16 protein-coding genes are annotated in these 18,611 nt (G+C 75.5%); 10 read left to right on the forward strand and 6 right to left on the reverse strand.

Going from position 1 to position 18,611, the window contains the following annotated elements; all coding sequences use genetic code 11:
• Nucleotides 1-2: 2 nt before the first annotated feature.
• The 5 genes from IE98_RS0136620 to IE98_RS0136640 all read right to left on the reverse strand — a co-directional run bounded on the left by IE98_RS0136620 (nucleotide 3) and on the right by IE98_RS0136640 (nucleotide 6,376).
• Nucleotides 3-1,739 (reverse strand): PP2C family protein-serine/threonine phosphatase, encoded by a 1,737-nt coding sequence (locus tag IE98_RS0136620; protein ID WP_078661594.1) that lies wholly within the window; start codon nucleotides 1,737-1,739, stop codon nucleotides 3-5.
• Between the two features lie 162 nt (nucleotides 1,740-1,901).
• The gene (locus IE98_RS0136625; RefSeq protein WP_030276348.1) at nucleotides 1,902-3,023 is read right to left on the reverse strand and encodes an aminopeptidase P family protein; all 1,122 of its coding nucleotides are present in this window, start codon (nucleotides 3,021-3,023) and stop codon (nucleotides 1,902-1,904) included.
• A 25-nt stretch (nucleotides 3,024-3,048) separates the two neighbouring features.
• Entirely contained in the window at nucleotides 3,049-4,404 is a 1,356-nt protein-coding gene (locus IE98_RS0136630; protein WP_030276349.1) for a dipeptidase, read from the reverse strand.
• 59 nt (nucleotides 4,405-4,463) lie between these two features.
• Entirely contained in the window at nucleotides 4,464-4,904 is a 441-nt protein-coding gene (locus tag IE98_RS0136635) for a hypothetical protein (protein ID WP_030276350.1), read from the reverse strand.
• The gene (locus IE98_RS0136640; RefSeq protein ID WP_030276351.1) at nucleotides 4,901-6,376 is read right to left on the reverse strand and encodes an APC family permease; all 1,476 of its coding nucleotides are present in this window, start codon (nucleotides 6,374-6,376) and stop codon (nucleotides 4,901-4,903) included. The genes IE98_RS0136635 and IE98_RS0136640 overlap by 4 nt, the downstream gene beginning before the upstream one ends.
• A 152-nt stretch (nucleotides 6,377-6,528) precedes the next feature.
• Between IE98_RS0136640 and IE98_RS51435 the strand changes: the two genes are divergently transcribed.
• The 6 genes from IE98_RS51435 to IE98_RS0136670 all read left to right on the forward strand — a co-directional run bounded on the left by IE98_RS51435 (nucleotide 6,529) and on the right by IE98_RS0136670 (nucleotide 14,654).
• A complete protein-coding gene (locus tag IE98_RS51435) occupies nucleotides 6,529-6,936 on the forward strand; it encodes a hypothetical protein (RefSeq protein ID WP_030276352.1) in 408 nt (135 codons plus the stop codon).
• Nucleotides 6,924-7,067, forward strand: coding sequence for a hypothetical protein (locus IE98_RS51440; RefSeq protein WP_234443816.1), 144 nt, complete (start codon nucleotides 6,924-6,926; stop codon nucleotides 7,065-7,067). The genes IE98_RS51435 and IE98_RS51440 overlap by 13 nt, the downstream gene beginning before the upstream one ends.
• Before the next feature lie 207 nt (nucleotides 7,068-7,274).
• Nucleotides 7,275-8,792, forward strand: coding sequence for an alkaline phosphatase (locus IE98_RS0136655; RefSeq protein WP_052391454.1), 1,518 nt, complete (start codon nucleotides 7,275-7,277; stop codon nucleotides 8,790-8,792).
• 76 nt (nucleotides 8,793-8,868) lie between these two features.
• A complete protein-coding gene (locus IE98_RS0136660; RefSeq protein ID WP_030276355.1) occupies nucleotides 8,869-9,384 on the forward strand; it encodes a hypothetical protein in 516 nt (171 codons plus the stop codon).
• 132 nt (nucleotides 9,385-9,516) lie between these two features.
• On the forward strand, nucleotides 9,517-11,955 hold the full coding sequence (locus IE98_RS0136665) for an ATP-binding SpoIIE family protein phosphatase (protein ID WP_030276357.1): 2,439 nt from the start codon (nucleotides 9,517-9,519) through the stop codon (nucleotides 11,953-11,955).
• Between the two features lie 68 nt (nucleotides 11,956-12,023).
• A complete protein-coding gene (locus IE98_RS0136670) occupies nucleotides 12,024-14,654 on the forward strand; it encodes a bifunctional FO biosynthesis protein CofGH (RefSeq protein ID WP_052391455.1) in 2,631 nt (876 codons plus the stop codon).
• A gap of 14 nt (nucleotides 14,655-14,668) precedes the next feature.
• Here the strand turns inward: IE98_RS0136670 and IE98_RS0136675 are convergent, their stop codons facing one another.
• Entirely contained in the window at nucleotides 14,669-15,292 is a 624-nt protein-coding gene (locus IE98_RS0136675; RefSeq protein ID WP_030276360.1) for a TetR/AcrR family transcriptional regulator, read from the reverse strand.
• Between the two features lie 63 nt (nucleotides 15,293-15,355).
• On the opposite strand from IE98_RS0136675, the gene IE98_RS0136680 reads away from it, so the two are divergent.
• The 4 genes from IE98_RS0136680 (at nucleotide 15,356) to IE98_RS0136695 (ending at nucleotide 18,378) form a co-directional block, all read left to right on the forward strand.
• Nucleotides 15,356-15,973 carry a peroxiredoxin-like family protein gene (locus IE98_RS0136680; RefSeq protein ID WP_063749073.1) on the forward strand — a complete coding sequence of 206 codons (618 nt, stop codon included), beginning with the start codon at nucleotides 15,356-15,358 and terminating at the stop codon, nucleotides 15,971-15,973.
• 310 nt (nucleotides 15,974-16,283) lie between these two features.
• The gene (locus IE98_RS0136685) at nucleotides 16,284-16,802 is read left to right on the forward strand and encodes a methylated-DNA--[protein]-cysteine S-methyltransferase (RefSeq protein WP_030276363.1); all 519 of its coding nucleotides are present in this window, start codon (nucleotides 16,284-16,286) and stop codon (nucleotides 16,800-16,802) included.
• 65 nt (nucleotides 16,803-16,867) lie between these two features.
• Entirely contained in the window at nucleotides 16,868-17,746 is an 879-nt protein-coding gene (locus tag IE98_RS0136690) for a PP2C family protein-serine/threonine phosphatase (RefSeq protein WP_078661595.1), read from the forward strand.
• A 62-nt stretch (nucleotides 17,747-17,808) separates the two neighbouring features.
• Nucleotides 17,809-18,378, forward strand: a complete 570-nt coding sequence (locus tag IE98_RS0136695; RefSeq protein WP_420706258.1) for a GNAT family N-acetyltransferase — start codon at nucleotides 17,809-17,811, stop codon at nucleotides 18,376-18,378.
• Nucleotides 18,379-18,611 lie beyond the last annotated feature (233 nt).

Consider the following 18,611-nt stretch of genomic DNA (forward strand, 5'->3'; position numbering starts at 1 on the left):
GGTCAGCGCCTGCGGACACGGGCCGCGAGCACCGCCACGTCGTCCTCCGCCGCCTCCGGCGTCAGCGCGTGCAGCACCGAGTCCAGCAGGTCGTCCAGGTCGCCGGCGGCGGGCAGCCGCAGCGCGGCCAGCCGGGCCAGCGAGACGTCGATGTCCTCGCCGCGCCGCTCCACCAGGCCGTCGGTGTACAGCAGCAGCACCTGGTCGGGCAGCAGCTCGCGGGCCTGCTGCTCGTAGCCGCCGAGGCCGGTGCCGAGCGGCGGGCCGGTCGGCACCGGCACCAGGTCGGTCGGCCGGTCCGCCAGGACGAGGGCGGGCGGCAGGTGGCCCGCGCTGGAGAACGTCCACCGGTTGCGCCCGGGGTCGGCGAGGGCGAGCAGGCAGGTCGCCGGACGGGAGGACTCGTTCTCCGAGATCAGCGCGTCCAGCTGGCGCAGGATGCGGTGCGGCGGCAGGTCCATCCCGGCGACGTCCCGCAGCATCGAGCGGTAGGTGCTCATGTCGACCGCGGCCTCCACCCCGTGGCCCATGACGTCGCCCATCACCAGCAGGGTCCGCCCGAACGGCAGCCGGACGGTCTCGTACCAGTCGCCGCCGACCACCGAGCTGGTGCCCGAGGGCAGGTAGCGGGAGGCGAGCTCCAGGTTCGGGTGCGGGTTGCCGGGCTCGGCGAGCAGCGCCCGCTGCAGCTGCAGGGCGATGCCCTGCGAACGGGTGTAGCGGCGGGCGTTGTCGATCCCGACGGCGGCCCGCCCCGCGAGGTCGCCGACCAGCACAGTGTCGTCCTCGGTGAAGGCCCGCGCGGACTCCCCGGCGCGGGCCAGCGCCAGCACCCCGAGGACGCGGCCGCGCGCGGTCAGCGGGACGGCCAGCACCGAGTCCAGCCCGGCCGCCCGGTACGCCGCCGGGCCGCCCTCCTCCGCGGAGCCCGGCCAGGCGCCCTCGCGCACCGGGGCGGCCACCGCCGCGCCGCTGCGCAGGCACCGGGCGACCGCCGAGCCCTCCGGGTGGCGCACCGACTCGCCGGGGCGGGCCAGCGCCGCCAGGCGCGGCTTCAGGGCGGCCGTGCAGACCGCGGCGGCCCGGTGCAGCCGCAGCGTGCCGCCCGCCGCCCCGCGGTCGACCGCATCCGGCGGCAGCAGCTCGACGGTCGCCAGGTCGGCCAGCGCGGGCACCGTGAAGTCGGCGAGCTCCACGCAGGTGGTGTCGACGTCCAGGGTGGTGCCGATCCGCCCGGCCGCGGCGTCCAGGACGGCCAGCCGGATCCGGGCCTGCTCCAGCTCGTGCGGCAGGTCCGGACCGGCCGCCGCCGGCCGCGGTTCCTCGGCCGGGCCGAGGGCGGCGACCACCAGGCCGGCCGTCCGGCCGCCGATCACCAGCCGCCGGGCGCGCAGCCGCAGCCGGGGCACGGCGGGGTGCCCGGCGGACGGCTCGCGCGGGCTGCCGTCGACGAGCACCGCGTCCAGGGCCGGTGCGGCGGCGGCCAGCGCGGTGGCGGCCACGGCCCGGCCGAGCAGCCGCTCCGGGCCGACGGCCGCGGTGCGGCAGAACGCCGGGTTGGCCCACTGCCAGCGCAGGTCCGGCCCGACCAGCGCGAGACCGACCGGAGCGTCCGTCAGCACGTGCCGCAGCAGCTCCTCGCCGCCCGTGGCCAGCGCGGCCGCCGCCCGGTCGATCGAGGCCTGCGCGGCGATCGAGGCGTCGGCGGCGGCGTCCCGGCCCGAAGCCCCTGCGTGCAACGCACCTCCTCGGCCGTGTCGGCACCCCTCAGCCCAGGATCACGCGGCCCGCGGCCGGGCGCATCCAGATGCCGGCCTGCGGGGCTCGGCGTGGAAGGAGGGGCGGCGGGCTCTCCGCATCGTTCGCCCGGGCTGCTGCGTAGGTCCTCGCGGGCAACACGGTCAGGCGACCCTGCCCAGCTCGTGCGGGGTGTTGTTGAAGCGGCGGCCGCCGTGCGGGGTGACGGTGACGATGTCCTCGATGCGGACGCCGAACCGGCCGGGCAGGTAGATCCCCGGCTCGATGGAGAAGCACATGCCGGGCACCAGCTGCTGCTTCTCGCCCTCGACCATGTACGGCGGCTCGTGCGTGGTGAGGCCGATGCCGTGGCCGGTGCGGTGGATGAAGTACTCGCCGTACCCGGCCTCGGTGATGACGGCCCGGGCGACCCGGTCGATCTCCTGGCACTCCACACCCGGCCGGACGGCCTCGAAGGCCGCCTGCTGGGCGAGCCGCACCACCTCGTGCACCTCCGTGACCTCGTCCGGCGCGTCCTCCCCGACGTGCACCGTCCGGGTGGTGTCGGAGCCGTAGCCGTCCTTGAGTCCGCCGAAGTCGAGGACGACGGTGTCGCCCTCCTCGATCACCCGGTCGTCGGCCTCGTGGTGCGGGTTGGCGCCGTTCGGGCCGGAGCCGACCACGGTGAAGTCGACCTGGCTGTGCCCGTACTCCAGGAGCAGCGCGGCGAGGTCGGCGGCGACCTCGTTCTCGGTGCGGCCGGCGAACGGGACCTCCAGGATCCGCCGGTAGGTGGCGTCCGCGGCGCCGCCCGCCGCGGCGAGCCGCTCCAGCTCGTCGGCGTCCTTGACGGCCCGCAGCATCGGCAGCGCCCTGGTCAGCGAGGCGTACCGGCTGTCCGGCAGCGCCTCCTGGAGGGCCAGCAGGTGCAGGGCCCAGGCGGAGTCGGAGACGCCGTAGCACCCGACGGGGTCCAGCACCGGCGCCACCGCCGAGCGGTAGGGGTCGGTGTCGTCCGTCCAGTCGGTGAACCGGACGGCGGCGGCGCCGGGGGCGGCCTCGGCGTCCGGCCGCTCCAGCCGCGGAACCACCAGCACGGGTTCGGCGTCGGGGGTGAGCAGCAGCGCGGTCAGCCGCTCGGTCAGGGCGGTCGGCCGGTAGCCCGTCAGGTAGACCAGGTCGGGGCCGGGGGTGACGACCAGTCCGGAGAGGCCGGCGAGGGCGGCGGTCTCGACCGCCAGCGCCATCCGGCGGGCGAAGTCCTCGGTGGTGAACGGTGCGGGCATGGTGGCGGCCTCTCCGGAGGGACGGTCAGGAACGGTCTGCGTAGTACCCCAGGAACAGGGCCTCGACAAGGGCCATGTGCTCGATCTCGGACGGATCGACGCTCTCGTTCGGCGCGTGGATGAGGCAGCGCGGCTCCTCGACGCCCATCAGGACGATCTCCGCCTCGCGGTAGGTGTCGGCGAGCACGTTGCACAGCGGGATCGAGCCGCCCTGGCCGAGGAAGGAGATCGGCTTGCCGTAGGCCCGCCGCATCGCCCGGTCGAGCGCCGTGTAGGCCCGGCCGTCGGTGGCGGCGCGGAACGGCGAACCGGTGCCCTCGGCCTCCACCTCGACCGCGGCGCCCCACGGCGCGGCGTCGGTGAGGTGGGCGGCGAGCGCGTCGCGGGCCGCCTGCGGGTCGGTGCCGGGCGGCACCCGCAGGCTCACCCGGGCCCGGGCGGTGGCCGGCACGGCGGCGGCCGAGCCGACCACCGGCGGGCAGTCGATGCCGAGGACGGTGACCGCGGGCCGGGCCCACAGCCGGTCGGCGACCGTGCCGGAGCCGGTCAGCGCGACGCCCTCCAGCACGCCCGCGTCGCGGCGGAACTGCTGCTCGTCGTAGCCGACGCCGGGCCATGTCCCGCCGCCGTCCAGCCCCTTGATCCGGGTGCCGCCGTCGGCGTCGCGCAGCGAGTCGAGGATGCGGATCAGTGCGGCGAGCGCGTCCGGGGCCGGTCCGCCGAACATGCCGGAGTGCATGTCGCCGGCCAGTGTCCGCACGGTGACGACCACGTTGGCGAGGCCGCGCAGGCTGGTGGTGGCGGTGGGCACGCCGACCTCGGCGTTGCCGGTGTCGCAGATCAGCAGCGCGTCGGCGTGCAGCTCGTCGGTGTGCTGCCGCACGTACTCCTCCAGGCCGCCGGTGCCCTGCTCCTCGGAGCCCTCGGCGACGAACTTGATGCCGACCGGGACGTCCTCGCCGAGCGCGCGCAGGGCGGTGAGGTGCATGACCACGTTGCCCTTGCAGTCGGCGGCGCCGCGCCCGTACAACCGGCCGTCGCGCTCGGTCAGTTCGAAGGGCGGCGAGGTCCAGGCGGCGTCGTCCAGCGGCGGCTGCACGTCGTAGTGGCAGTACAGCAGGACGGTCGGGGCGCCGGGCGGCGGCGGGCGGTGGCCGATCACGGCGTGGCTGCCGTCGGGCGTCTCGGCGAGGTGCACGTCGTGCAGGCCCGCGTCGGTGAAGGCCGCGGCGACCCACTCGGCGGCCCGCCGGCAGTGCTCCGGCGGGTACTGGCGGGGGTCGGCGACCGAGGGGATCGCGACCAGCTCGGCGAGGTCGGCCAGGGCACGGGGCATCAGGGCGGTGATCCGCCCTGCGAGGTCGTCGGCGGGGTCGGACATGGCGGCTCCCGGGGCGCGGGCGGGCCGCGCCGCCGGGGTGGGCGGCACGGCCGGCCGGATCAGGTGTTGACGGTCTTGGCGGTGTCGAGGTCGTCGAGCTTGTTGCGGAAGTCCTCCAGCTGCTCCGGGCAGTACACGTTGAGGACGATCGCCTCGGCCTCGACGGACCTGGCGTTGGCGACGATCGGGCGCTGGCCGGGCCCGGTCGCGCCGTTCGCCAGGTTGACCTTCCACAGGGCGTTCTTCAGGGTGCCGGCCGGGTCCTCGCAGACCGCGCCGCCGTCGGTGCCCAGCGTCTTGGCGATCTGGTCCTGGTCCGGCACGGCCCGGTAGCCGGCCGCGACGAGCTCGTCGGAGAGCTGCTGCGCCTTGCGGTAGGACTCGTTGGTGGCGTGCTGCTGGGTGTAGGTGATCAGGCCGATCACCAGCATGGCCAGCAGCAGCACGATCGCGCCGACGTAGATCCAGCGGTGCTCGGAGGCCATCCGGGTCGGGCTCATGCCGCGCCCCCTTTGGCGGCGGCCTCCGGCTGCCGCCAGCTCGGCTTGCGGGACTTCAGGAAGGCGAACGGGATGATCAGGCCGAGCAGCAGCAGGCCGCCGCCGACGAACAGCACGTACGACCAGACGCTGCCGCCGCTGAACTGCGAGGACGGCACGAAGCCGATGACCATGGCGGCCGCCGAGGCCAGCAGACCGGTCACGCAGAGGGTGACCAGCGCCGGGGCGTGGTAGCCGCGCGGGTGGTCGGGCTGGTTGCGGCGCAGCCGGATCGCCGCCAGGAACATCAGCAGGTACATGATCAGATACACCTGGGTGGTGATCACCGAGAAGATCCAGTACGCGCTGGAGACGTTCGGGATGAACGCGTACATCAACGCGATCACGGTGGTGACCACGCCCTGGGTGACGAGGATGTTCTGCTGGACGCCGTGCGCGTTGAGCTTCTGCAGGAACGGCGGCAGGTAGCCCTCCTGGCGGGAGATCAGCAGCAGGCCCTTGGACGGGCCGGCCAGCCAGGTGAGCATGCCGCCGAGCGAGGCGGCGACCAGGCCGACCGCGATCACGGGTGTCAGCCAGCCGATGTCGAAGTACTGGAAGAACGCGTCGAAGGCCTGCATCACGCCGGCCGTCAGGCTGAGCTGGTCGGCGGGCACCACCCAGCTGATCGCCAGCGCGGGCAGGATGAAGATCAGCAGCACCAGGCCCATCGCCAGGAACATCGACTTCGGGAACTCCTTGGGCGGGTCCTTCAGCGAGGAGACGTGGACGGCGTTCATCTCCATGCCCGAGTAGCTGAGGAAGTTGTTGACGATCAGCACCAGGCTGGCCAGGCCCGTCCAGGCCGGGAAGAGGTGACTGGCGTTCATCGGCGCGGCCGAGGGGTTGCCCTGGCCGAGGAAGACCAGGCCGAGCACGACCAGCAGCGTGCCGGGGATCAGGGTGCCGATCACCAGGCCCCAGGAGGCGAGGCCGGCCACCGCGCCCGTCCCTCGGGAGGACACCCAGACGCCGGTCCAGTACAGCACCATGATCACGATGGCGGTGTAGACGCCGCTGTTGGCCAGCGCCGGATCGATCACGTACGCGATGGTGGACGCCACGTAGGCCAGCAGGCTCGGGTAGTAGAAGATCGTCATCGCGAACTGGCACCAGACCGCGAGGAAGCCCAGCGGCTTCGACAGCCCCTGGGCCACCCAGTTGTAGACGCCGCCCGTCCACCCGGAGGCGAGCTCGGCGGAGACCAGCGCCGTCGGCAGCAGGAAGACGATCGCCGGGACGAGATAGAGGAACACACAGGCCAGGCCGTACACCGCCATGGTGGGCGCGGCCCGCAGGCTCGCCACCGAACTGGTCGTCATCAGGGCCAGCGTCAGCCAGGTCATCCGCGGCGCCGCCACCGCCTGTTGTGCGGCCGGTGCCCTGGTGACCGACCGGCCGCCCTCGTCGGCCGGGACGTCCATCGTGCTCATCGCACTCTCCTTCCGGCAGCGTGGGGCTCTCCCCCACCCTCCGTGGCCGCCCCGGCCGGCGCACCCGGCTCGGCCCGTTCGTGTGACGACGCTTCCCGGACGGCCGCACCGCGCGGGCGGCGGCGGCCCCGTCCGGGCAGCATGGGGACGGGTTGTGCCCGGAGCCGCCCGGGTCGGACGAGCGGCGGTGGTGCCGGACGGAACGGGAACCGGACGCCGTCGTCGGGGCCGACGCGCACCGGGAGCTCGCCGGCTTCCTCGACCGGCTCACCCGGCTGCTGCCCGGTCAGAGCGGCGAGGGCGCCCAGCAGGTCGAGCGCTCGGTCGTGCGGGCGGCCCGCGCCTGCGGCGGCAGCGCGGAACTGCCGGTGGTGCCGGACGGCGCCACCGTCGTCGTCGACTCGGACGGCCGGACGACCGCCGTCACCGTGCGGGCCTTCCCCGAGGTGTTCCGCTCGACCGGCTGCCGGCCAGGCACCCCGGCCGGCCGCCGCGGCTCGTCCTGGTGCTGCCGGGCTTCTTCACCCCGACGGTCGGATCGCCCGGGATGCGCGGGCTGACCGCGCTCGCCGGCGGGTACCCGATCGAGGGCTTCCACGACCTGCCGGAGCTCGTCACGATCGTCACGGTGATCGCCGTCGGCCTGCTGCCGGGCGCCGTGCCCGCCGAGCGTCCCGACCCGGCACCCTGACGGGCGCCCTGACCGGCGCGCCGGAAGGCCGTCCCGGGCGCGGACCGGGCGGGCCGTGACCGCGGGTCAGGTGTTCGACCGTACGTCATGTCCCCTGCCCACGCGGTTCACTTCGTGCTCCTATCTTCACACCGCCGGGGGTCGTCCCCGGGTGCGCGCCGCGGCACCGACCCGCCGGGCGCGCCGATGTGTCGAGGAGACACCCTGATGCAGCGCAAGGCCTTGAAGGCCGCCACCGTGCTGGCACTCTCGGGCAGCCTGGTCGGCGGTGCGGCGGTCACCGCCCACTCCGAGCCGGCCGAGCGGAACGAGCACCGCGCGGACATCCGCAACGTCATCTACCTGCTCGGCGACGGCATGGGCCGCACGCACGTCACCGCCGGCCGCGAGCGCTACTACGGTGCCGCCGGCCGCCTGAACATGGAGAAGATGCCCTTCACCGGCGCCGTGGCGACCCACGCCGTCGAGAAGGACAGCACCCGGCCCGCCCTGGTCACCGACTCCGCCAGCTCCGCCACCGCCTGGTCCTCCGGCGTGAAGACCTACAACGCGGCGATCGGCGTCGACGCGTACGAGAAGCGGGTCGCGACCCTCATGGAGCAGGCCCACGCGTCCGGCTTCGCCACCGGCAACGTCTCCACCGCGGAGATCACCGACGCCACCCCGGCCGCCCAGTTCAGCCACGCCCTGCTGCGCGGCTGCCAGGGCCCGGTCTACTCCGACGCGGCCTGCCTGCCCAAGAAGGCCGACGGCAGCTACGAGCAGGCGCCGGCCGACCGCACCCTGATCACCCCGATCGCCGAGCAGATCGCCCGCAACGGCACCGCCGACGTCGTCCTCGGCGGCGGCCTCGCCCGCTTCGAGCCGGACGACCAGAAGGCCCTCCAGGCCCAGGGCTACCAGGTGCTCGGCAGCTTCGGCGACCCGTCGGTGCCCGCGCAGACCGCCGCCACCCAGAAGGTCGCCACCAAGGCCGACCTCGCGTCCGCCAAGGGCCGCAAGGTCGTCGGCCTGTTCAACCGCGGCAACCTGACGGTCGAGCAGGCCAAGGCCGGCCTGCCCGCCGACGCCCCGCAGCGCCAGGAGCCCACCCTCGCCGAGATGACGAACAAGGCCGTCTCGCTGCTCGGCAAGAACAACCGCAAGGGCTTCTTCCTGCAGGTCGAGGGCGCCCAGATCGACAAGCGCTCGCACGCCAACGACGCCGCCCAGACCCTCGGCGAGGTCAAGGCCTTCGACGACGCGGTCGCCGCCGCCGTGGACTTCGCGAAGAAGGACGGCCACACCCTGGTGATCGTCACCGCCGACCACGAGTGCGCCGGCTTCAACATCATCGAGAAGGGCTCCTACACCAACGCCGAGGCCGCGGCCCCGCCGGCCAACACCGACGCCGGCAACACCGCCAACAACAGCCTGCCCAGCCGTTCCACCGGCGGTGCCAAGGACCCGGCCCGCTCCAGCGGCATCGTCAACGGCGCGGGCGCCGGCGACCCGAAGAACTTCGCCCCGGCGACCTTCCGCACCCCCGACGACCCGGCCGGCGTCCAGGACGGCACCGCCGACGCCAGCCTCTGGCTGACCTACCTGTCGGGCAACCACACCGGCGCCGACGTGCCGATCTTCGCCTACGGCCCCGGCGGCGACCGCTTCGCCGCCAGCCAGGACAACACCTCGCTGTACGGGAAGATGTACGGCGCGCTCTTCCGGAAGGCCCCGCGGCACTGACCCGCCGCGCCACCCCTCGCCGGAACCGGGGCCGGGAGGACCGATCCTCCCGGCCCCGCCGACACCCAGGAGCCCCATGCACACCCGCCTCGGCGCCCTCGTCCGCCCCGCCCTGGCCGCCCTCGCGCTCGGCCTGCTCGCCGGCTGCGCCGCCGGCCCCGCGGACGACCCGCAGCCCGCCCCGGTGCCCTCCGTCGCGCTGCCCGCGCCCAAGGAGGCCGCCGCGCCCGCCGCCGCCCTCGCCGCGCCGCCCGCCCCCGGCGAGGTCCGCGTCGAGGCCGGCCCGTTCACCGACCGCGTCCGCCTCACCGGCCTGCGGCTGGACGGCGGCAAGGGCGTCACCGGACACCTCACCGTCACCTCCGACGTCAGCGACGTCCTCGCCCTCGAACTGCGCGCCGCCTTCTACGACGCCGGGGGCACCCTGGTCGGCACCGGCGCCTTTCACTACCAGGAAGAGGAGGAGGCCTCCGGGCGGCACGACGGCCCGCACGCCGGCCGCGAGGGCATCGACCTCGCCGTCGGCGCCGACCACCTGACCGGCACCCCCGCCGCGGCCGTCCTCTCGCTGCCCGTCCTGGTCAACGAGTAGCCGTCCCGCCACGCCGGGCGGCCGGCACGGTTTGAGCCCGCCCCGCCCGCGGGCCATGCTGGAGGGTGCACGTGCGGGCCCGGCCCCGTACGGGCGAGGCCGCCGGCCCCGGCGACGGCGAGAAGAGCACCGATGGACGAGACAGTCGGCCCAGCGGAGGGCGGAGCCGCCTCCCCGCCGGGGAGCGCTGCGGCCGTCGTCGGCCCGGACGGCCTGCTGACCGCCTGGAGCCCCGGTGCCCGGCGCCTGCTCGGCCACCGCCCCGAACAGGCGATCGGCCGCCCCGCCGGAGACCTGCTCGCCGCCCCGCCGCCCGCCGCCGCCCTGCGCGCCCTCGCCCGCGGCACCGAGTGGCACGGCCGGCTCGCCCTGCGCCACCGCGACGACCGCCCCGTCGCCGCCGACCTGCGCGCCACCCCGCTGCACACCGCCGCCGGCACCGCCTGGACGCTCACCGCCGAACCCGCCGTCAGCCCCGACCCGGCCGCCGTCCACGCCACCGACCACCGGGAGCTGCGCGCCTGGGCGTTCAGCCAACTGCCGATCGCCGTCGGGGTGTACGACCGGGAGACCCGCCTGGTCGGTGCCAACGACGAGGTGCTGCGGATGATGGGCGAGGGCGACGAACCCGTCGGCCTGCTCATGGCGGAGACCGCCGACCGCTGGTCCGGCCTGCCGCATGCCCGCCTCGCCGCCCTGATGAACCGGGTGCTCGCCGACGGCGAGACCGTCCGCGCCGACCACCTCTTCCGCACCCCCGGCGAGGCCGGCGCGCACGCCTGGACGACCGTCCTCTACCCGCTCAAGGGCCCCGACGGAGGCGTCCGCGGGGTCGCCGTAGGCGGACTCGACACCACCGACGAGTACCGGGCCCGCCGCCGGCTCGCCATGGTCAACGCCGCCGGCCTGCGGATCGGCACCACCCTGGACGTCACCCGCACCGCCCAGGAGCTCGCCGACGTCGCCACCGAGGACTTCGCCGACTTCACCAGCGTCGACCTCCTCGACAGCGTCTTCCTCGGCACCGAGGCCTCCACCCGGCCCACCGGCGGCCCCGCCGTCTTCCGCCGCGCCGCCGAACAGTCCGTCCTCATCGGCTGCCCCGAGTCCGCCGTCCCGCCCGGCCAGACCGACCACCTGCCCGCCGACTCCCCGATGACCCGCGCCCTCGCCACCGGCCGGCCCTCCCGGCACCGCGTCGACGACCCCGACGTCCGCCGCTGGCTCACCGTCGACCCCGTCCGCGCCCAGCGGATCGCCGAGTCCGGCACCCACTCGCTGATCGTCGCCCCGCTGCTCGCCCGCGGCACCACCCTCGGCATCACCCTCTTCGCCCGGCACCGCACCGAGGAGGACTTCGACGCCGACGACGTGCTGCTCGCCGAGGAACTCACCGCCCGCGCCGCCCTCAGCATCGACAACGCCCGCCGATACACCTTCGAACGGAACACCGCCCTCGCCCTGCAGCGCAGCATGATGCCGCACCGCGCCCCCCGCCAGGCCGCCGTCGAGATCGCCTCCCGCTACCTGCCCGCCGGCCCGCAGGCGGGCGTCGGCGGCGACTGGTTCGACGTCATCCCGCTCTCCGGCGCCCGCGTCGCGCTCGTCGTCGGCGACGTTGTCGGCCACGGCATCCAGGCCACCGCCACCATGGGCCGGCTGCGCACCGCCGTCCGCACCCTCGCCGACGTCGACGTGCCGCCGGACGAGCTCCTCACCCACCTCGACGACCTGGTGCTGCGCCTCGACCGGGAGGCCGACCCGCGGACCGCCGACGAGGACGGGCGGGAGGCCGCCGACATCGGCGCCACCTGCCTCTACGCGGTGTACGACCCGGTCTCCCGGCGCTGCACCCTCGCCCGGGCCGGACACCCCGGGCCCGCCGTGGTGCGCCCCGACGGCCGCGTCGAGTTCCCCGAACTGCCCGCCGGACCGCCGCTCGGCCTCGGCGGCCTGCCCTTCGAGTCCGCCGAACTCGACCTGCCCGAGGGCAGCGTGCTCGCGCTGTTCACCGACGGCCTGGTCGAGGCCGTCGACCACGACGTCGACCACGGCATCGAACGCCTCGCCCGGGCCCTCGCCGCCGGCGGCATCTCGCTGGAGGAGACCTGCGACGAGATCCTCCGGCTGCTGCTGCCCGAGGCCCCCGAGGACGACATCGCCCTGCTGCTCGCCCGCACCCGCGCCCTGGACACCTCCCAGGTCGCCGCCTGGGACGTGCCGCCCGACCCGGCCGTCGTCTCGCACGCCCGCAAGCTGGCCGCCGAACAGCTCGCCGTCTGGGGCCTCGACGAGTACGCCTTCGTCACCGAACTGGTCGTCAGCGAGCTCGTCACCAACGCGATCCGCTACGGCCGGCCGCCGATCGAGCTGCGGCTGATCCACGACACCAGCCTCATCTGCGAGGTCTCCGACACCAGCAGCACCGCCCCGCACCTGCGCCGGGCCCGCACCTTCGACGAGGGCGGCCGCGGCCTGCTGCTGGTCGCCCAGCTCACCCAGGGCTGGGGCACCCGGCACACGCCGTTCGGCAAGACCATCTGGACGGAACAGACCCTGCCCGAGGTGTGACCGGCACCTCCCGGCGTGTGGCCCGCACCGCGGCTCCCGCCGCCGACCGGGGCCGATATCGTCGGCGCATGAACGCCTCCGAGCCCGAGCAGACCCCCGCCCCGGCCCCCGTACGGCCCGCCGCCCCGACCGCGTCCGCGATGCGCAGAGCGCTCCGCCGGGCCCGGGACGGCGTCGCGCTGGACACGGGCGAGGCCGAGGTGCTGCTGCAGGCCCGCGGCGCCGACCTCACCGACCTGTGCGCGTCCGCCGCCCGCGTCCGCGACGCCGGACTCGCCGAGGCCGGCCGCCCGGGGGTCATCACCTACTCGAAGAAGGTCTTCGTCCCGCTCACCCGGCTCTGCCGGGACCGCTGCCACTACTGCACCTTCGTCACCGTGCCGGGCAAGCTCCGGCGGGCCGGCGAGGGCATGTTCCTCTCGCCCGACGAGGTGCTGGACATCGCCCGCCGCGGCGCCGCCACGGGCTGCAAGGAGGCCCTGTTCACCCTCGGCGACCGGCCCGAGGACCGCTGGCCGGAGGCCCGCGAGTGGCTGGACGCACACGGCTACGACGACACCCTCGCCTACGTCCGGGCGATGTCCGTCCGCGTCCTGGAGGAGACCGGGCTGCTGCCCCACCTCAACCCGGGCGTGCTGTCCTGGACGGACCTCCAGCGGCTCAAGCCGGTCGCCCCGTCGATGGGGATGATGCTGGAGACCACCGCCGAACGGCTCTGGTCCGACCCGTCCGGGCCGCACCACGGCTCCCCGGACAAGGAACCGCGCGTCCGGCTGCGGGTGCTGGAGGACGCCGGGCGCTCCTCGGTCCCGTTCACCACCGGCATCCTGATCGGCATCGGCGAGTCGTACCGGGAGCGCGCCGAGTCGCTCTTCGCGATCCGCCGGGTCTCCCGCGCCTACCGCGGCGTGCAGGAGGTCATCGTGCAGAACTTCCGCGCCAAGCCCGACACCGCGATGCGCGGCATGCCGGACGCCGAACTCGAGGAGCTCGCCGCCGCGGTCGCCACCGCCCGGCTGGTGCTCGGCCCCGCCGTCCGCCTGCAGGCGCCGCCGAACCTGGTGGACGGCGAGTTCGCCCTGCTGATCGGCGCCGGCATCGACGACTGGGGCGGCGTCTCGCCGCTGACGCCCGACCACGTCAACCCCGAGCGGCCCTGGCCGCACATCGACGACCTCGCCGCCCGCACCGCCGCCGCCGGCTTCACCCTCCGCGAGCGGCTCACCGTGTACCCCGAGTACGTGCAGCGCGGCGAACCCTGGCTCGACCCGCGGATCCTGCCGCACGTCACCGCGCTCGCCGACCCGGCCACCGGCCTCGCCCGCGAGGACGCCCGGCCCGTCGGCCTGCCCTGGCAGGAGCCCGAGGAGCCGCAGACCGGCTCCGGCCGCACCGAACTCCACCGCGAGATCGACACCGTGGGCCGCACCGGCGACCGCCGCGCCGACTTCGACGAGGTGTACGGCGACTGGCAGGTGCTGCGCGAGCAGGTCGCCGCGGGCGTCGGGGCAGCGGCGGCCGGCGCCCCGGAACGGCTGCCCGCCGACGTGCGGGAGGCGCTCGCCGTCGCCGCGGACGACCCGGCCCGGCTGACGGACGACCAGGCCCTCGCCCTGTTCGGCGCCGACGGCCCGGCGCTGGACGCGCTCTGCTCGATCGCCGACGCGGTGCGCCGCGACACCGTCGGCGACACCGTCACCTACTGCGTCACCCGGAACATCAACTTCACCAACGTCTGCTACACCGGCTGCCGGTTCTGCGCCTTCGCGCAGCGCCGCACCGACGCCGACGCGTACACCCTCTCGCTGGAGCAGGTCGCCGAACGGGCCGCCCAGGCCTGGGAGGTCGGCGCGACCGAGGTCTGCATGCAGGGCGGCATCCACCCCGACCTGCCCGGCACCGCCTACTTCGACATCGCCCGGGCGGTGAAGGAGCGGGTGCCCGGCATCCACGTGCACGCCTTCTCGCCGATGGAGGTCGTCAACGGCGCGACCCGAACCGGGCTGTCGATCCGCGACTGGCTGCAGCGGGCCAGGGAGTCCGGCCTCGACAGCATCCCCGGCACGGCCGCCGAGATCCTCGACGACGAGGTCCGCTGGGTGCTCACCAAGGGCAAACTGCCCGCCTCCGCCTGGATCGAGGTCGTCACGACCGCGCACGAACTCGGCCTCCGCTCCTCCTCCACCATGATGTACGGGCACGTCGACACCCCCCGGCACTGGCTCGGCCACCTCCGGCTGCTCGCCGAAATCCAGCAGCGCACCGGCGGGTTCACCGAGTTCGTCACCCTGCCGTTCGTCCACACCAACGCGCCGGTCTACCTCGCCGGCGTCGCCCGGCCCGGCCCGACCGCCCGCGACAACCGGGCGGTCACCGCGATGGCCCGGCTGCTGCTGCACCCGCACATCCCCAACATCCAGACCTCCTGGGTGAAGCTGGGCGCCGACGGCGCGGCCGAGATGCTGCGCTCAGGCGCCAACGACCTCGGCGGCACGCTGATGGAGGAGACCATCTCCCGGATGGCCGGCTCCTCGTGGGGCAGCCACAAGTCCGTCCGCGACCTGGAGGCGATCGCCGAGGCCGCCGGCCGCCCGGCCCGGCAGCGCACCACCACCTACGGCGAGGTCCCCGCGGAGCGCCGCGCCGCGGCACTCGCCTCGGACGGCCACCTGCCGGTCCTGCTGCCCGTCCTGGACTGAGGCCCGGCAGCGGCTCAGGCGATGCCGAGGCCGGCGAGGAGGGCGTCCAGGCCGACCCGGAACGACCGGTCGGCGGTGGGCCGGCCGCCCTCCTCGGCGGCCTGCACGAGCAGCGGGAAGGCGTCCCGGGGCAGGGCCGCCGCGGCGGACCGGCCGCCCTCGGCCGCGCCCGGCCCGTGCTCCAGCTCCAACGCCCCGATCAGGTGGGCGGCGACGGCACGCAGGGCGGGCGGACGGTCGGCCGCGTCGAGTCCGGTCTCGGCCAGCACCCCGAGGACGCTCTCCGCCCAGCGCAGTGCCGGCATGCACGCCGCCCGGTGCTTGACGGCCAGCGGCAGTGCGCCGGGGTGCGCGGCGACGGCGGCGTGCACGAGTTCGGCGAGCGACACGATGCGCTCCCGGGGCGTGCCGCCGCCCCGAGCGGCGTCGAGCCGGTCGAGGACGGGGGAGAGCACCAGCTCCGCCACGAGGCACTCCAGCTCCTCGCGGTCCTCGACGTAGCGGTACAGGGCCATGGTGCGGCGGTCGAGTTCGGCCGCGACCGTGCGCATGGAGAGCGCGGCGAGCCCCTCGCGGTCGATCACGGCGAGGGCGGCGACGGCGATCTGGCGGGTGGTCAGCGAGCGGGGACGCGGCACGGCTTGACAGCGTACGCCATACGCCTACAGTTTTAGGCGTATGCCTTACGCCTAAGGAGTCCGATGCCCCGCCTCCAGACCGGCACCACCGCACCCGTCCGGCAGTTCACCGACGTCACCGGTGCACCCGCGGCCCCGCCCGGGCCGGAGGGGCTGCTGCACCTCCAGTTCCGGCGCTTCGCCGGCTGCCCGATCTGCAACCTCCACCTGCGGTCCTTCGCCCGACGGCAGGCCGAACTCGCGGCCGCCGGCGTGCGCGAGGCGGTGGTCTTCCACTCGCCGGCCGACGAGCTGAGGCCGTACGCCGACAGTCTGCCCTTCCCGCTGGTCGCCGACCCGGACCGGCAGCTGTACCGCGCGTTCGGCGTGGAACGCGGCGCCCGCGCCCTGCTGGACCCGAGGGTGTGGCCCACCGTCCTCCGGGCGCTCGCCCGCAGCGTCCCCCTGGCCCTCCGGGGGAAGGAACGGCCGCCCGCGGCCCGCCCGCTCGGTGGCCGGCTCGGTCTGCCCGCCGACTTCCTGATCGGCCCGGACGGGCGCCTGCTCGCCGTCCACTACGGCGAACACGCCGCCGACCACTGGTCGGTGGAGACCGTGCTCGGGTTCGCCGCCGGGCACGACGCGCCGGTGCGCGTTGCGGCGGGCCGGGAGACGGCCGGCGGGGAGACGGCGGGCGCCTGAGGGGTCGCCGTTCTCGGCCGACCGGGTTTGCCGGGCGGCGGAGGGGTGAGACGGCGGGCAGGCAGGGCGTCCCGTCCGGGCGGCCGTTCCCCGTCCCCCGTCCGCCGCGCGGACGGGCGCCCCGCCGGAGTACAGACCCGGCCGCCGAGACCTGGACCTCCGGCGGCCGGGGGCGGCTCCGGGCGGTGTCCGCCAGGAAAGGTCGTGTCCGAAATCCGCCAGCCGATCGCCCGGTGCGGGCGGCACAGTGGAGACCGGCGGTCCCGCGCCCCTGCGCGGTACCGTCTGGACCGGCGGAAAGGACACCACCATGACCCTGTACTCGACCGTCGACAGCCCGGTCGGCCCCCTGCTGCTGGTCGGCGAGGAGTCCGCGACCGCGCCGGGCGGCACCGCCCTCGCCTCGGTCTCGCTGCCGGGACAGAAGCGCGGCGCCGTCGTCCAGGACGGCTGGCGGCAGGACGACGCGGCATTCCGTGCGGTGGCCGAGCAGCTGCGCGCCTACTTCGCCGGCGAGTCGACCGCCTTCGCCGTGGAGTGCACCGCCCGCGGCACCGACTTCCAGCGCCGGGTCTGGGCCGCCCTGGACGCCGTCCCGTACGGCACCACCACCACGTACACCGCCGTCGCCGCGGCCGCCGGCTCGCCGGGCGCGGTGCGGGCGGTCGGCGCCGCGATCGGGGCGAACCCGCTGCTGATCGTCCGGCCCTGCCACCGGGTGGTCGGCGCCGACGGCTCGCTGACCGGCTACGCCGGCGGCCTGCCCGCCAAGCAGCACCTGCTCGCCCACGAGGGCGCCCGCCCGGCTCGCCGACCCGCAGCCGGGTAACCACCCGGCGGGGGAGGATTCCTGACGGACCGCCGCCGGGCGCGTCTGGCAGGATGGTCCGCCGAATGACCGACAACACCATCGACATCGACAGCAACGACGACAGCGTGTGCCCCCGGTGCGGCGGCACGGTGGCCCCCGACGGGCGGTGCTGGGACTGCGGGGCCGGCCGGCCCGGGTACCGCTCCCACCTGGAGATCGGCCTGACGGGCGGTGCGGCGGGCGTGAGCGACCGCGGCCGGCACCGGGAGGTGAACGCCGACGCCATGGCCCTGACCACCGCCGGTCCGTGGACCGTCGGAGTGGTCTGCGACGGCGTCTCCATGGCCCCCCGGGGCGAACGCGCCGCCCGGCTCGCCGCGGACGTCGGCGCCGCCGCCCTCGTCGCACGGCTGACGGAGGGCGTCCTGCCGGAGACCGCCCTCGCCGAGTCCGCTCTCCGGGCCGGCCGCGCGGTGACCGCCCTCGCCGCCTCCCCGGACCCCGCACCCGCCTGCACCTACGCCGCCGGCATCGCCGGACCGGAGGGCGTCTGGAGCACCTGGGTCGGCGACAGCCGCGTCTACTGGCTCCCCGACGAGGGCCCGGGGACGGCCCTCACCGAGGACGACACCGGCGAACTCGACGTCCTCGCCGCCTGGCTGGGCGCCGGCGCCGGCGAGCCCGCGCCGCGGATCCGCAGCTACCGGCCGGCCGTGCCCGGCCGCCTGCTGCTCTGCACCGACGGGCTCTGGCGTCACCTGCCCACCGCCGGAGCGCTGCGGGCCGTCGCGGACCGGGGCGCCCGCAGCGCGACCGCGGACGGCGGCCGGCCGCTGCTCGGCGCCGCCCGGGCCCTGGTCGACCACGCGCTGGCCGCCGGCGGGCGGGACAACATCACCGCGCTGCTGCTCCCGGTCGCGGCCGCGGTGCCCGGCCGGCCCGCAGCACCCGGCCCTGCCTGACCGCGCCCCGGCGGCCCGGAATCCGGTTGCCCGGCGGCCCGCCCCGGTGGTCGAATCGCGCCGTGCCGATCCGAGCCGCCACCGCCCGCATGCTGCTCCGCCGCTTCACCGAGGGCGACCTCGACGACCTCGCCGCCCTGCACGGCGACCCCGAGGTGATGCGGCGGATCGACGACGGCCGGCCGGTGCCGCGCGCGGCGGTCGAGCACGGGACGCTCCCGGCGCTGCTCCGCGGCTACGCGGAGCTCCCGCCGGGACAGGGGTGCTTCGCCGCGGTGGAACGCGGCTCGGGGGAGTTCCTCGGCTGGTTCTCCCTGGCCCCGGCGAGCAGCACCGGCCTGAGCGGCGGGACGGAGCTCGGCTACCGGCTGCGGCCGGCCGTGTGGGGGCGCGGCCTCGCCACCGAGGGCGCGCGGGAGCTCGTCCGGCTCGCCTTCGCCGACCTCGGCGCCGACCGGGTGGTGGCCACCACGATGACCGTCAACACCGCCTCCCGCCGGGTGCTGGAGAAGGCGGGGCTGCGGCACGTCCGGACGTTCTTCGAGGAGTGGCCGGACTACATCGAGGGCGCCGAGCACGGGGACGTGGAGTACGCCCTCACCCGCGAGCAGTGGCACCGGACACCTTCCTGACCTGCTGGAACGGTCGCCGAGTGAGGTCGCGGAGGCACCGTCCGTGCACGGTGTGACCCACACCATCCGCGGGGTGCCCGGAGGCCCCTCGGGCGTGCGCAGGGTGTCCGCGGCCCTTCACGCGCTGCCGACGATGTGGTCCGGTTCACGGACGGTTTGCGGTGGTGCGGGTCACATCGGGGGGTGGGTGGTGGGGGTCGGGCCCGTGAAATGGGGGTCGGCTTTCGGTGGAT

This window comes from Streptomyces sp. NRRL B-24484 (genome assembly GCF_000717715.1).
Taxonomy (GTDB): domain Bacteria; phylum Actinomycetota; class Actinomycetes; order Streptomycetales; family Streptomycetaceae; genus Kitasatospora.

Coding starts and splice junctions, on each gene's coding strand:
- IE98_RS0136625 (WP_030276348.1), bottom strand. CDS start 3,023: ATGCCCGCACCGTTCACCACCGAGGACTTCGCCCGCCGGATGGCGCTG.
- IE98_RS0136630 (WP_030276349.1), bottom strand. CDS start 4,404: ATGTCCGACCCCGCCGACGACCTCGCAGGGCGGATCACCGCCCTGATG.
- IE98_RS0136635 (WP_030276350.1), bottom strand. CDS start 4,904: ATGAGCCCGACCCGGATGGCCTCCGAGCACCGCTGGATCTACGTCGGC.
- IE98_RS0136640 (WP_030276351.1), bottom strand. CDS start 6,376: ATGAGCACGATGGACGTCCCGGCCGACGAGGGCGGCCGGTCGGTCACC.
- IE98_RS51440 (WP_234443816.1), top strand. CDS start 6,924: ATGCGCGGGCTGACCGCGCTCGCCGGCGGGTACCCGATCGAGGGCTTC.
- IE98_RS0136655 (WP_052391454.1), top strand. CDS start 7,275: ATGCAGCGCAAGGCCTTGAAGGCCGCCACCGTGCTGGCACTCTCGGGC.
- IE98_RS0136660 (WP_030276355.1), top strand. CDS start 8,869: ATGCACACCCGCCTCGGCGCCCTCGTCCGCCCCGCCCTGGCCGCCCTC.
- IE98_RS0136665 (WP_030276357.1), top strand. CDS start 9,517: ATGGACGAGACAGTCGGCCCAGCGGAGGGCGGAGCCGCCTCCCCGCCG.
- IE98_RS0136670 (WP_052391455.1), top strand. CDS start 12,024: ATGAACGCCTCCGAGCCCGAGCAGACCCCCGCCCCGGCCCCCGTACGG.
- IE98_RS0136680 (WP_063749073.1), top strand. CDS start 15,356: ATGCCCCGCCTCCAGACCGGCACCACCGCACCCGTCCGGCAGTTCACC.
- IE98_RS0136685 (WP_030276363.1), top strand. CDS start 16,284: ATGACCCTGTACTCGACCGTCGACAGCCCGGTCGGCCCCCTGCTGCTG.
- IE98_RS0136690 (WP_078661595.1), top strand. CDS start 16,868: ATGACCGACAACACCATCGACATCGACAGCAACGACGACAGCGTGTGC.